The organism is candidate division KSB1 bacterium, assembly GCA_034506335.1.
In the GTDB taxonomy this organism is placed as follows: Bacteria; Zhuqueibacterota; Zhuqueibacteria; order JANLFK01; family Oleimicrobiaceae; genus Oleimicrobium.
This window is the reverse complement of record JAPDPR010000005.1, coordinates 56,207-69,578: the sequence shown is the minus strand read 5'-3', so window position 1 is coordinate 69,578 and position 13,372 is coordinate 56,207. Positions and strand designations below refer to the sequence as shown.

Here is a 13,372-nt window from a genome sequence, read left to right as displayed (position 1 = left end):
TTGTGTGGTAGGCGGCGGCCTGGGTTGCTGTACGAGGGAGCGAGGACACTTTGTCCCTCCGTGCTATTATGGCCACGGGGGATGGAGGCTGCCGGTGGTGAGGCCAATCGGCCCGTGCTCAGGCACGATGGCTATGTGCTGGGGCTGAGCCGAGTCCCGACCGGGGCCAGGACAAGAGCGGTTCAGTTTCTGCCCTTTTGGCTACGGGCTTGCTCAGGCTCACAATAGCCGGCAGCCGCCGAGGCCGTTGGTACAAGACAAGCGCAGCGCTCCCCCTTTTGCTACACGAAAGGGGGAGCTTTTGTTCTAGGGCTTTTGGCCAGAAGCAGTCGGCTCGTCTCTTGGGGTCTGAGGCAGGGGCGGGTCCTGTCCGGCCTTATCGCGGGGATGATAGACGGGGGCGTCCATTTGCCGCGCTGCGGCCCATCCACGGTAGAGGCGAGGGGTTCCTTTGACCGGGAATTATGCTTCCCTTGATCGGTGATTGGAGCGTGGGCAGGTATGCGGGTTCATGTCACTGCTTGCTGCGCCAGGTAGGAAAAAGACCAACGTCTTGAGTGACTCCTTTCCTCCGTCGCACCGGGGGCAGTGCTCCTGGGCGAGGCGGAGGGCTTGTCATGTGTTGGCGGGTCCGTGGTGGGGGTTGACTCTTGTGGCGAGATGAGCTATGGTTCCCTGGCGATATCGGTTTGCTGTAGGGCACCCGGCCTGCTCGTTGGCACGGGCGGGAGAGACAATTGTGTCCCACGGATAAAGACGTTGTCTCGCAATTGTTCGCGGATTGGAATAAAAAGTGAGTAGGACACCGGCTCCAGTAGGGAACGAGCATCACATTTCCCTCCGCCAGAGCGTACCCGGCGTTTGTCTGAAAAGGTATGGGTCAGTGAGACTCCAAAGAGTCTCGGGTGCCACTACTCGGGGGGTGGTCGTATTTTTCACTGCGCCTGGTGAAAAGTGTCTGCTCTCTTGCAGGAATGAGAAGCCAGAACGGTGTCGGCAAGGGGCATGCCTCGTCTTCCTCGTGAGAGTTTCTTTCCCCAGCGGAAGACTTATCCTTCGATTCAAGCACTCGCTGAAAACTGCCTATTGAGGCGAGAAATGCGACCGCTGCCTTAAGCCGGCACACTTTGGTGTCAAAGCGGCCAAGTCGACCTGCCGCTGTCCGCTGGGGACCTTCCACATATCTGGGTGCCTTGGCAACTTCTGCTGCCGAAGAAAAAGCCCTTGACGGCTTCACCGGATTGTGCTATATTTGCGATACTGACCGGTCAGTCATTAGCTGAACGGTCAGTCACGATAGTGTTTGTTGTCATCTCAGACACAGGAGAAAGCTACGTGGGAGTCGAAGACCGTAAAGAGCGCGAGCGACAGGCGCGCCGCGCCGAAATCATGTGCGCTGCCGAGGCGCTCTTCTCGGAACGAGGTTATCATGAAGTCACCATGGAGGCCATTGCGGAGAGGGCGGAGCTCTCAAAAGGCGCCGTTTACCTCTACTTCGCAAGTAAGGAAGAGCTCTTCTTCAGCCTCCTCCGCGACAGGGCGCTAGCCTTCCTAGGCACCTTGGAAAGCGCCATGCAGGAACCAGGCTCCTTCATTGAGCGCCTCACCTGCATGGTTCAGCGCTACTTCGCCTTTTTTGAGAAGCACCGCCCGTTCTTTAAGCTCATCCACGCGGAAAAGTCGCGCATGGACGCCCAGGTTGCCGATGAGTTCCGTCGTGAAGTGACCGAGCTGTTCGCTCGCTTCATCGACTTCTGGGAGCGGGTGATGGAGACGGGGAAGAGAGAGGGAGTTCTGCGCGACCTCCCTGCCATCCATTTGGTCCACTGCCTAGCAGGGATGCTCGATTCCTTCGTGTTTCACTGGGTGCATGTGGGGACCGAGCCCAGCCTCGTGTCGGAGAGTGAAGCGGTGGTGGACCTATTTCTTCACGGAGGGGGCAAGTGAGACGCGGCGAAACCTTGCCGAGGTAGTCCGGTCTTGTGGGTATGACGGAGGTTCAAATGCGGAAAGCAATGTTTTTGGTTGTGGCTATTGGGACAATTGGCAGTACGGCCTCTTTTGCCGGCGGGCCAGGATTCGGGGTGCGCAGCGGGGGACTCGCCTCGCTGGCCGGCACGTACAACGAGTCGACCAGCACTGCCGAGCTGCTGCAACCCGGCTCGATCGCGGGTGTGTTCCTCCAGCAGCAGGTGGCACGGCACTATGGTATTGAGGCGGGGGTGGACCTAGGGTGGGCGCCCTTTGCCGATGCCTATCGTGAGGAGCCGGGAAAGAAGCCGATGTTTGTGGTGCCCGCGGTTACCTTCTGCAATCGGGTGAGCCTGCCCATGGGGCCGCTGGCGCCTTATGCGGTGGCAGGAGTGGGTGTGTTCCCGTGGCGCTTCACTCGTGACGGCCTGCGGGGCGACCCGGTGACCGTCGAGGGCGAGGCTCTGAAAAAGATGAGCGCCGGCCTGGTGGGTGGCGTCGGCCTTGAACTTCGATTCTCCCGGTGGGCAGCCGTCTTCGGCGAGGCGAGGGTAGCCTACGTCCTTTCCCGGGACCGTTTCTTATTCGGGAGCGGGTTCAGTGAGCAAACCCTTCTCTCCATTGGTGGGGGGGTGAGTGTTTTCCCTTGGGGCCGATGAGTGATGAACGCAAAGCAGAGTAGCAGAGGTGAGGTGCTCATGAGCAAAGTTCGGTTGTGGTGGGTTGCGGGTATTGGCTCCGTGCTCTTAGGCGTTGCCGCAGCGCTAGCGCAAGAGCGCGTTGCACTTGACCTGCAGAAGAGCGTGGAATTGGCGCTAACCCAGAACGAACGGCTGGTGGTGGCTCGCGAAAAAGTAGGCGAAGCCGCAGCACGGGTTGGAGAAGCCCGGACAGGCTTCTTCCCTCAGCTCCGCGGTTCGGCCAGCTATAGCCGGCTTGATGTCGCTCCCTTCATGCCGGGTCGCATCTTTGAGGGCTTTTCCAAGAACTTACCCCAAATCCCGGGCATGCCGCCGCAGACGTTTCCCAAACGTATCCCGATAGGTCGGGACGAGATCGTCGGCATCGGCATCACCTTACAGCAGCCTCTGTTCACCGGCGGGCGTCTGTTCAACGGCTACCGCATGGCGCAGGAGGGCGAGAAAATTGCCGAGGCGGGTCTGGAGAAGGACGAGGGCGATCTCATCTTAGAGGTGAAGAAGGCCTACTGGGGGGCAGTGAAGGCCGAGAAGATGGTAGAAGTGGCACACCAGGGGGTGCAGCGCATGGAGGCCTATCTCCAGGACTTGCAGAATATGTACGATGTGGGCATGCTCACCAAGAATGACCTGCTGAAGGCCAAGGTCCAGCTCGCTAATGTGCGCCTAATGGAAATCCAGGTGCAGCATGGCCGCCGTCTGGCCATGGAGGCTCTGTGCATGCTCCTGGGCCTCCCGTTGGACACTGAGCTCGAATTGACTGAACGGTTGGAGCATGTACCGCCTGTGGAGGTAGATCTTGCCGAGGCGCGGGAAATAGCCCTTCGGCAGCGCCCGGAGGTACGCATGATGGAGCACAACCAACGCATGAGCCAAAAGGCGGTACAGATGGCTTCTGCCGGTTGGCTACCTTCGGTCGCACTGGTGCTGGATTACGGGTACAAGCGCCCCGACCGTGAATACAACCCCGACTTTTACGCCACATGGACGGCCACGGTGGCGGCCCAGATTAACCTCTTTGACTGGGGCGCCACACGCTACAAGCAGGAGCAGGCCGAACGCCAGCTCCGCCAGGTACGGGCCAGTCTCAGCGCCCTTAAGGACGGCATCGCCCTGGAGGTGACGCAGGCGATTCTTGCCATCAACGAGGCCAAACAGAGCTTGGCAATCGCCGAAGAAAACGTGGCCCAGGCTGAAGAGAACTACAAGGTGACGCTGGACAAGTTTCACGAAGGGATGGTGACCAATACAGAGGTCCTGGACGCTAACTCGCTGTTGGTCAAGGCCAGGACCGACCATGTATCCGCGTTGGCCGATTATCAGATTGCCCTCGCGCGGCTGGACCGCGCCTTGGGGCGGACTGTGACGGAAAGAACAGCTAACTGACGTGATTTGTATGATGGAGGAACCGATGAGATCTGTCTGTCTTGTAGGGTGTGCCGCAGCGCTGTGTCTGGTGGCAATTGCCGGCTGTGGTTCAAAAGGGGACGGCCGGAGCGCCGAGACGGCGATAGTGCCGGTAAAAGTCGCCGCAGTGGCGCGAGGGCCGATTCGGGAGGTATTCACCTATACCGGAACTGTTGAGCCTTATCGCGAGATGCGCATCGTGCCGAGCGTTGGGGGCAAGATTGCCAGGATCAACGTGGAGATCGGCGATCGAGTGGCAGAGGGGCAGGTCCTGGCCGAGCTTGACAACGAGACCTTCTCGTTGCAATTGCGGCAGGCGCAGGCGGGGTTAGCCGTGGCCCAGGCCAACTTTGATGACGCCGAGCGCAATTGGAACCGCATGCAGGAGCTGAAACAGAAGGGCTCGGTCAGCGACCAGCAATATGAGAAGGTGCAGCTGGCTTATCAAGCTGCACAGGCGCAATTGCAGCAGGCGCAGGCAGCCCTGGCCTTGGCCGAGTGGCAGCTCCGCCACGCGGTGATGAAAGCCCCCTTTTCCGGCGTTGTGACAGGCAAGTACCTCAACGAGGGCGATATGATCAACCCGCAGATGCCGGGGGCGCAGGGCGTGGTCAGCCTGATGGACCTCTCGCGCGTCAAGATTCGCATCAATGCCTCGGACCGAGAAGTGACCAAGCTGCGCCAGGGGCTGCCCGTGGAGGTGCGCGCCGATGTCTACTCTGAGCAGGTCTTTGCCGGGCAGGTAATGGCGGTCAATGCCGCAGCAAACCCTGCGACCCGCACCTTCGAAGTGCAGGTGGTGGTCCCGAATCCGCGCGGCGAGCTCAAGCCAGGGATGTTCGCACGGGTGACCGTGGTGGTAGCCGCCAAAGAAGATGCAATCGTAGTGCCCACCGACGCGCTGCTGGGCAGCGAGACGGACCGCTACGTGTATGTGGTCGAGGGTGGGATTGCGGTGCGCAGAGCGGTGCGGACTGGCATTAGCCAGAATGGTTTGGCGGAGATAGTCAGCGGCTTGACCGAAGGTGAGCAGCTGGTAGTGACGGGCCAGCAGATGCTGCAGCAGGGCTCGCGGGTCATCGTGGAAGGAGGCGAGTAGTATGAACCTTCCGGAACTGGGCGTACGCAGACCTGTTACCACGATCGCGGTCTTTGTCGTCATTCTAATCTTGGGGCTCGTCAGCCTTTCCCAGCTCGGCATTGACCTGATGCCGGACATCACGCTGCCGGCAATCTCCATCACCACCACCTATCCCGGCGCGGGCCCGGAGGATGTGGAAACCCGCGTGACGCGGGTCATCGAGGACGCGGTCAGCACCGTGCCCAACGTGGATAAAGTGACGTCGACCAGCCAGGAGAACATTTCGGCAACGGTCGTCTACTTCAAGTGGGGTACGAACATCGATGCGGCGGCGATGGACGTGCGCGACAAGCTGGGCTTTTACGCCCCGTTCTTGCCGGAAGACGCAACTGACCCGCTCATTTTCAAGTTCGACGCCTCGCTCATGCCCATCCTCTTCTTGGGCATCAGCGCGGAGGAGAGTTTTCCTGACCTGCTCAAGCTCGTTGATGATCGGGTATGTGATCCGATACGCCGCGTGCCAGGGGTAGGCTCGGCCACCGCGTTCGGTGGGCTGGAGCGGCAGATCAACGTTAAGGTGGATGCCGCGGCGCTCCAGGCACGGGGTCTTTCCATCGACATGGTGACGCGCATGCTGCAGGCGTCCAACGTGAATCTTCCGGCGGGCTCCTTGAAGATGGGGACCAAGGAGTACATTGTTCGCCTGCCGGGGGAGTTCAGGAGCGTGCAAGAGATTGGCGACGTGGCCATTGGCAACGTGCGGGGCGTGCCCATCTACTTGCGCGACGTGGCGACTATTGAAGACGGCTACGCCGAGCCCACGCGCATCAGCCGCATGGATGGCAAGCGCAGCGTCATGGTCATCGTGCAGAAGCAGTCCGGCGCCAACACGGTGGAAGTGACCAACAATGTGTGGAAAAAGATAGAGGAAATCCGGCCTACGCTGCCCAAAGATGTGGTGGTGAGGAGCGTGTACGACGGCTCCACCTTCATCAAGCAGTCCATTGCTGGCCTGGCCATGACCGTCGTGTGGGCCTCCGTTCTGGTGGTGTTGGTGGTGTTGCTCTTTCTCCGGAACGTGCGCGCTAGTGTGATCATCGCCTTTATCATTCCATTTTCGTTAGTGGCGGCCTTCATCCTCTTGCGCGCGGCTAACTACACGATCAACATCATGTCGCTGTCGAGTTTAGCCATCGCCATCGGCATGGTAGTCGACAATGCGATTGTGATCTTTGAGAACATCTATCGGCACCGGACGGAGTTGGAGGAGGCGCCCGAAGAGGGGGCCGTATTCGGCGCGCGCGAGGTGGCCATGGCGGTCACGGCTTCCACGCTCACTACCATCGTCATCTTTGTTCCGTTGCTCTTCGTGCAAGGGATAGCGGGGATACTGTTTAGGCAGCTCGGGTATGTGCTCATGTTTGTGCTTGCTGCCTCCTTGTTTACTTCGCTCTATTTGACGCCGATGCTTTCGGCAAAGCTCCTCCGCATACGCAACGGCAACGGTGAGGAGAAAGGCTCGTTTTCCGCAAGGTTCTATGCGCGGAGCGAGAGAGCGTTTCGCGTTGTTGAGGAATCCTATCGCCGGCTCCTCGGCTGGGCCCTGCGGCACAAGCTGGTGGTCATACTCACGGGCTTGGCTGTATTTGCGATCAGCCTCGGAATGCTGCGTTTTGTCAACACGGAGTTTTTCCCGCAGACGGACGAGTCGCAGCTGCGGGGTTTTATCGAGCTGCCCGTGGGGACCAACTTGGAGACCACCGATGGGGTAATGCGGCAGGTGGAAGAGATCATTGCCAGGGAGGTGCCCGAGCGAGATGTCATCATCGCGCGTTGCGGTACCAGTCGCTTTGGCATGGGCGCGAGCATGGGCCAGCAGGAGGGGAGCAACATCATCTACGTGCAGGGGACCCTGGTGCCCAGGGCACGGCGATCCGCCAGCGATCGTGAGATCGGCCAACGCCTCAGTAAGGCCCTGCAAAATATTCCCGGCGTCAAGACGGTAGATTTTACCCCCACAGACCCATTCTTGGCTATGTTTGGTGGGGGCAAGCCCATTGAGGTGGAGGTGTACGGTTACGACCTGGAGAAGACCGAGCGAGTAGCGCGGCAGATCCAGGATATCATGGCCGGCATCAAGGGTACCACCGATGTGGTTGTCTCACGGGAAGAGGGTAAGCCGGAGTACTGGGTGGTGGTAGACCGCGCCAAGGCTGCTGCACTCGGGCTATCCGTGGCCCAGATTGGTATGGCGCTCCGCACGAGCTTCTACGGCAGCGACGTAGTGAAATACCGCGAGGCAGGAGACGAGTATTCAATCTTTGTGCAGCTGCGTGAGGCTGACCGGAAAAGCCCTGATGACATCGAGAATGTGTCGATTATGGGGCCGACAGGAACCTTGATTCCGCTGAAGAGCCTGGCGCGTATTGAGAAGCGGGTAGCCCCGGTAAAGATCGACCGCAAGAACCAGCAACGCCTCATCACCGTGGGGTGCGGTGTAGTGGGCAGGTCAAGCGGTGCGGTGGGCAGGGACTTGCGCAGAGCGTTGGCCACGCTTCCCCTGCCCGCGGACATTGAAGTGAAGATCACTGGCGCGGTGGAGCAGCAGGCAAGTTCCTTCAAGCAATTGCTCTTCGCCATGGCCCTCGGCATCCTGCTGGTGTACCTGGTGATGGCCGCTCAGTTTGAGTCGCTCATCGACCCGCTGGTGATCATGTTCTCGGTCCCCTTCGCAGTGGTAGGGGTCATCTGGGCGCTGCTTATCACCGGCACCACCCTCAGCGTGAACGCGTTCATCGGCATGATCATGTTAGTGGGCATCGTGGTGAATAACGCCATCGTGTTAGTGGACTACACGAACCTGCTAAGGGCCCGAGGGTTGTCTGTGGGCGAGGCGGTGCAAACCGCCGGCAAGCGTCGCTTGCGTCCGGTGTTGATGACCACGTTGACCACCATCTTCGGCCTCTTGCCCATGGCCCTTAGCCGTTCTGAAGGCTCGGAGACCTGGGTGCCGTTGGCAGTGGCGGTGATCGGAGGCCTCTTGGTGTCCACGGTCATCACCTTGGTTTTCGTGCCGACCCTTTACTCTGTCGCCGAGGCGCGCATCAAGCGCGCACGAGCCATGCAAAGATAACGGAGCATGACCATGGAAAAGATGTTGATCCTGATCTACAACACCGCACTGGAGCGGGTCATACTGGAGTACATAGATGACTGCAAGGTGACCTGTTTTACGCTCATTCCCAAAGTGTTTGGGCGCGGCGAAACCGGGGGGCCTCGGTTGGGCACTGCGGTGTGGCCCGGGGAGAACGCCATGCTACTCATCGTCGACAGTGAGGAGCGCATTCAAGCGCTGCTGAAGCGAGCAAAGACGCTCAAAGCACGCCACCACGGCAAGGGAGTGAAAGCCTTTGTCCTGCCAGTGGAGGCGAAACTTTAGGTGCGCAGGAAGGTTTTTTTCCGCTTGCATTCGTAGCTTGCCTTTCATATATTTACGCCGGCTATCGATGAAGGCATGCTGAGAGGAGGTTGACACGTTGAAGAAGGACATCCATCCTGAGTACAAGATAAGCACAGTCCGCTGCGCTTGCGGCAATTCGTGGCAGGTGCGCTCCACATTGGGTGACATGAAGTTGGAGATTTGCTCAAACTGCCACCCGTTCTTTACCGGCAAGCAGAAACTCGTGGACTCCGCCGGTCGCGTGGAAAAGTTCATGAAGAAATACGGTCGGGGAAAGGGAGCAGAGGCGAAGGATTCATAGCTGGTTGGGCCACAAGGAAACGGAATGCGCCAGGGCGTATTCCGTTTTTTTTCGCTCATGAAAACGCCAAAAGAAGACACATCCCGCGCAGCAGTGGGCGGGCAGGCCGTCATCGAGGGGGTGATGATGCGCTCGCCGGAGGCGGTGGTGGTAGCAGTGCGCAGGCCTGATGGCGCTATCGTCTATCGCCGGCGCTCGTTCCGATCGCTTAGTGCGTCCAGCAAGCTGTGGGGAGCCGCTGTACTCCGCGGCGCGGTAGTGCTGGTGGAGTCCCTGGTGCTGGGGATGGAGGCGCTCAGCTTCTCAAGCCGGGTTGTCATGGAGGACGAAACAAGCGCAACCCGCAACGGGCCCCAGGCCTTATGGTCGCGCCTGCTAACTATCTTTACCGTTGTGGCTGCGTTGGCAGTGGGTATCGGGCTCTTTTTCTACCTTCCACTCTTGGTTGCGCATGTGACCGGGGTACGGTCCGGGCTGGCGTTCAACCTTATCGACGGAGCGGTGCGTCTGCTTCTGTTTGTGGGCTACCTGGTGGCGGTGGGGCAATGGAAGGAGATTCGCCGCGTGTTTGAGTACCACGGCGCCGAGCACATGAGCATCCACGCCTACGAGGCAGGAGGTGCTCTCTCCATCGAGGAGGCAGCTCGTCACAGCCCGAGCCACCCGCGCTGCGGCACAAGCTTCCTGCTGGTGGTGGCGATGGTGAGCGTGATCGTCTTCGTCGTGCTGCCGAGGCCGCACACCCCTTTGGACCCGCTGGTGGCGCTGCGTCTGCTTCTGGTGCCGCTTGTCGCGGGACTCTCGTACGAGGTGCTGAAGTTGGCCGCCCGCTGGCCCGATAATCCGTTATTGCGCCCTCTGGTTGCCGCCGGCACCTGGCTGCAGCGTCTGACCACACGCATACCGGACCCGGGACAATTGGAGGTGGCGCTGGTCGCGCTCAAAAGCGCCCTGGGACATGACGTATCCGCCTTGGCGCAAGATTATGAAGAACTCATGCACAAGACAGAAGGGATCCTTTCAGCTCGCGTTGAAGCTTGAGGTTATGGAGCATGCTCGATAAGCTGCAAAAGATAGAACAGCGCTACGAGCAGGTGATGCACCAGTTGGCCGATCCGGCCACGTTGGAGGACCGGGAGCGGTATCGGCAGCTGGCAAAGGAGGAGCGCTATCTGGGCCCGATCGTGCAAAAGGCTGCGGAGTATCGTTCGGTCCTGGGGCGTCTTGAAGAGGATCGGCGGGTGCTGGCCGAGAGCAATGACGAAGAGTTGCGCGCCTTGGCCAAGTCCGAACTGGATGAGCTCACGGAGAAACAGGAGCGGCTCGAAGAAGAAATCAAGACGCTGCTTCTGCCGCCGGATGAGCAGGACTCGCGCAATGCCATTGTGGAGATCCGTGCCGGCACCGGCGGAGAGGAGGCAGGCCTGTTTGTCGGCGACCTATACCGCATGTATAGCCGGTACATCGAAGACAAAGGGTGGAAGAAGGAGGTGTTGAGCAGCCACCCGCAAGGCATCGGGGGATTCAAAGAGATCATCTTCTTGGTCACTGGACCGGATGCCTACGGCACCCTTAAGTACGAGTCCGGAGTGCATCGAGTGCAGCGGGTACCGGTGACCGAGGCCAGCGGCCGGATTCATACCTCTGCAGCTTCGGTGGCGGTACTGCCCGAGGCCGAGGAGATCGACATCCAGATCGATCCTGCCGACTTGCGCATCGATGTGTTTCGCTCTTCGGGCCCGGGCGGGCAAAGTGTGAACACCACCGACTCGGCGGTGCGCGTCACCCATCTGCCCACTGGTCTGGTGGTCACCTGCCAGGACGAAAAGTCGCAGCACAAGAACAAGGCCAAGGCGTTAAAGGTGCTGCGCGCACGGCTTTACGAGAGGAAGCTTCAGGAGGAGCGGGAGAAGATTGCTGCCAGCAGACGCTCCATGGTCGGCTCCGGCGACCGGAGCGCCAAGATCAGGACCTTCAATTTTCCGCAGAACCGGGTCACCGATCACCGCATCGGTCTGACTCTCTATCGCCTCAACGAAATCTTGCAGGGCGACCTTGACGAGCTCATCGAACAGCTGCGCCTGGCTGACCGGACGGAGAAGCTCAAGGCAGAGTTCCCCGCCGAAAAGTGAGACCCCCACGGCGGCTTCCCTGCTGCGGCAAGCGAGGGAGGCACTCCGGGCCGGGGGTATCGACAGCCCTGAGCTGACCGCAGAGCGATTGCTTGCCCACGTGCTGAAGTGCTCCAGAGCGGAGCTTTACGCCACGCTGCAAAGGCCGCTCACCGTCCAACAACGGCGGGCCTTCCAGCGCTTGCTGGCGCGCCGACTGCAGCGCGAGCCCCTCCAGTACGTGCTGGGCGAAGTAGACTTCATGGGCCTGGCCCTTCAGGTTGCCCCTGGGGTGCTGATACCGCGGCCAGAGACCGAAATATTGGTGGAGAAGGCTGTCGAGTTCTGCACCAAGCAGTTTGCAGAGGTAGAGAGTCTGCAATGCCTGGACGTGGGGACCGGCTCAGGGAACATCGCTCTTTCGCTTGCTGCCTTTCTCCCAAGAGCGCAAGTCGTGGGGGTTGACTGCAGCGCCGAAGCCCTGCGCATGGCCGAAGCCAACCTGACGCGGCTGGGTTTGGCAGGAAGGGTGCGGCTGATCGAGGCAGATGTCCGCGCGGCGGACTTTGTGCAAACCAGCGGCGGGGCCTTCCACTTGGTGACAGCTAACCTTCCTTACGTCCCCTCGAACGCGCTACCGACCCTTCAACCCGAAGTGAGAGACTACGAGCCCTGGCTGGCACTCGATGGCGGTGCAGATGGACTGGAGCTATACCGTGCCCTCGTGCCTAAACTCCCCGGGCTCTTGGATGAGAGGGGCGCGTTCTTTGCCGAAGTCGGGGAGGGTCAGGGCGCGGCGATCTCGGAGCTCCTGCGTGTGGCTGGCTTCTCCGACATTCAGGTGTTTGCTGACCTGGCAGGCAAGGAACGAGTTGTCTCTGCACGGAAATGAGAGGAATGGCGATGGTGAACGAAGCAATTTTTCGCGAGTACGACATTCGCGGTGTAGTGGCACAGGACTTCGATGATGCCACTGTCGAGGCCGTGGGCAGGGCAATCGGCACAGCAATGTGCGAGCGCAAAATAAGCCGGATCTCTGTGGGGCGAGACGTGCGGCTCACCTCTGAGCATCTGCAGGAGGTGCTCAGCTCCGGTCTCGTTTCTACAGGCCTGGAGGTGATCGATATCGGCGTAGTGCCCACGCCTGTCCAGTATTTCAGCATTGTTCACCTCAATTTGGGCGGTGGCGTCATGGTCACCGGAAGCCACAACCCCATCGAGTACAACGGCTTCAAGATCTCGGTCTTGGAGCCGGAGAAGGGGCTGATTTCCGTCTATGGCAAGGAGATACGGCAGCTGGCCGCGATCATTTCCCAGGGCGCATTTGCCCGGGGTAAAGGGCGGGTGATCCGGCAGGACGTGTTGCCGGCCTACGTGCGCACACTGAAAGATAAGCTTCGTTTCACGCGTCGACTCAAGGTGGTGGTCGATGCAGGCAACGGCACTGCTGGCCCCATTGCCGTGCAGCTGTGGGAGGACCTGGGCATGGAGGTGGTGCCACTTTACTGCGAGCCAGACGGGCGTTTCCCTCACCACCTGCCCGATCCCACGGTGCCAAAGTACGTGGTGGACCTGCAGAAGACTGTGCTGGCGCAAGGGGCTGACCTGGGCATCGGATACGACGGCGATGCGGACCGCATCGGCGCAATCGACGAGCAGGGGCAGATTGTGTTTGCCGATCGGCTGCTGGCCCTGTTCAGCAAGGATGTGCTGAGCAAGAGGCCGGGGGCGCCCATCGTCTTTGATGTCAAGTGCTCTCAGGCGTTGGAGGAGTTCATCCTGCGCCACGGGGGCAAGCCAGAGATGTGGAAGACTGGACACTCCCTCCTTAAGGCGCGCATGAAGGAGCTACACGCCCCGCTGGCCGGGGAAATGTCCGGGCACATGTTCTTTGCCGACGACTACTTCGGCTACGATGATGCGCTTTATGCCTCAGGACGGCTCATGCAATTGGTGGCCAACGATGGCCGGCCCTTGTCGCACATCGCGGCCGAAATCCCGCACTTTTTTGCAACACCGGAGATTCGGGTCCACTGCGCCGATAAGGCCAAATTCCAGGTGGTCAGCCAACTCGTTCAGCGGTTCAAAGCTTCCTACGAGGTTATCGATATCGACGGGGCGCGGGTCAAGTTTGGCGATGGTTGGGGCTTGGTGCGCGCCTCCAATACCCAGCCGGTGCTAGTGCTGCGCTTCGAGGCCCGCACCCCGGAGCGGCTGCAGGAAATCATCGAAGTGTTCAAGAGTGCATTGCGGGACTATCCAGAAGTGGAGTTCAGCGACCAGGACTTTGCATTTTAGCCTGCCTCCGCCCTACTTTTGGCTTGACATTGACGATTATTTGCC

Annotated in this window: 11 protein-coding genes; all 11 read left to right on the top strand. The window is 60.0% G+C overall.

Annotation, left to right across the window (positions count from 1 at the left end):
• The first annotated feature begins 1,335 nt into the window (after nt 1-1,335).
• The 11 genes from ONB25_03200 to ONB25_03150 all read left to right on the top strand — a co-directional run bounded on the left by ONB25_03200 (nt 1,336) and on the right by ONB25_03150 (nt 13,327).
• On the top strand, nt 1,336-1,947 hold the full coding sequence (locus ONB25_03200) for a TetR/AcrR family transcriptional regulator (protein ID MDZ7391893.1): 612 nt from the start codon (nt 1,336-1,338) through the stop codon (nt 1,945-1,947).
• A gap of 56 nt (nt 1,948-2,003) precedes the next feature.
• Nucleotides 2,004-2,630 (top strand): hypothetical protein, encoded by a 627-nt coding sequence (locus tag ONB25_03195; GenBank protein MDZ7391892.1) that lies wholly within the window; start codon nt 2,004-2,006, stop codon nt 2,628-2,630.
• A 39-nt stretch (nt 2,631-2,669) separates the two neighbouring features.
• Complete coding sequence (locus ONB25_03190) at nt 2,670-4,055, top strand: TolC family protein (protein MDZ7391891.1); 1,386 nt, start codon at nt 2,670-2,672, stop codon at nt 4,053-4,055.
• A gap of 25 nt (nt 4,056-4,080) precedes the next feature.
• Complete coding sequence (locus tag ONB25_03185; GenBank protein MDZ7391890.1) at nt 4,081-5,175, top strand: efflux RND transporter periplasmic adaptor subunit; 1,095 nt, start codon at nt 4,081-4,083, stop codon at nt 5,173-5,175.
• 1 nt (nt 5,176) lies between these two features.
• Complete coding sequence (locus ONB25_03180) at nt 5,177-8,290, top strand: efflux RND transporter permease subunit (GenBank protein MDZ7391889.1); 3,114 nt, start codon at nt 5,177-5,179, stop codon at nt 8,288-8,290.
• A gap of 12 nt (nt 8,291-8,302) precedes the next feature.
• Nucleotides 8,303-8,596, top strand: a complete 294-nt coding sequence (locus tag ONB25_03175) for a hypothetical protein (GenBank protein MDZ7391888.1) — start codon at nt 8,303-8,305, stop codon at nt 8,594-8,596.
• A gap of 97 nt (nt 8,597-8,693) precedes the next feature.
• The gene (rpmE, locus tag ONB25_03170) at nt 8,694-8,918 is read left to right on the top strand and encodes a 50S ribosomal protein L31 (protein MDZ7391887.1); all 225 of its coding nucleotides are present in this window, start codon (nt 8,694-8,696) and stop codon (nt 8,916-8,918) included.
• A 24-nt stretch (nt 8,919-8,942) separates the two neighbouring features.
• Nucleotides 8,943-9,959, top strand: coding sequence for a DUF1385 domain-containing protein (locus tag ONB25_03165; protein ID MDZ7391886.1), 1,017 nt, complete (start codon nt 8,943-8,945; stop codon nt 9,957-9,959).
• 11 nt (nt 9,960-9,970) lie between these two features.
• Entirely contained in the window at nt 9,971-11,050 is a 1,080-nt protein-coding gene (prfA, locus tag ONB25_03160; protein ID MDZ7391885.1) for a peptide chain release factor 1, read from the top strand.
• Nucleotides 10,974-11,921 (top strand): peptide chain release factor N(5)-glutamine methyltransferase, encoded by a 948-nt coding sequence (gene prmC, locus ONB25_03155; protein ID MDZ7391884.1) that lies wholly within the window; start codon nt 10,974-10,976, stop codon nt 11,919-11,921. Before prfA ends, prmC begins: the two co-directional genes overlap by 77 nt.
• A gap of 11 nt (nt 11,922-11,932) precedes the next feature.
• Complete coding sequence (locus tag ONB25_03150) at nt 11,933-13,327, top strand: phosphomannomutase/phosphoglucomutase (protein MDZ7391883.1); 1,395 nt, start codon at nt 11,933-11,935, stop codon at nt 13,325-13,327.
• Nucleotides 13,328-13,372: the final 45 nt, after the last annotated feature.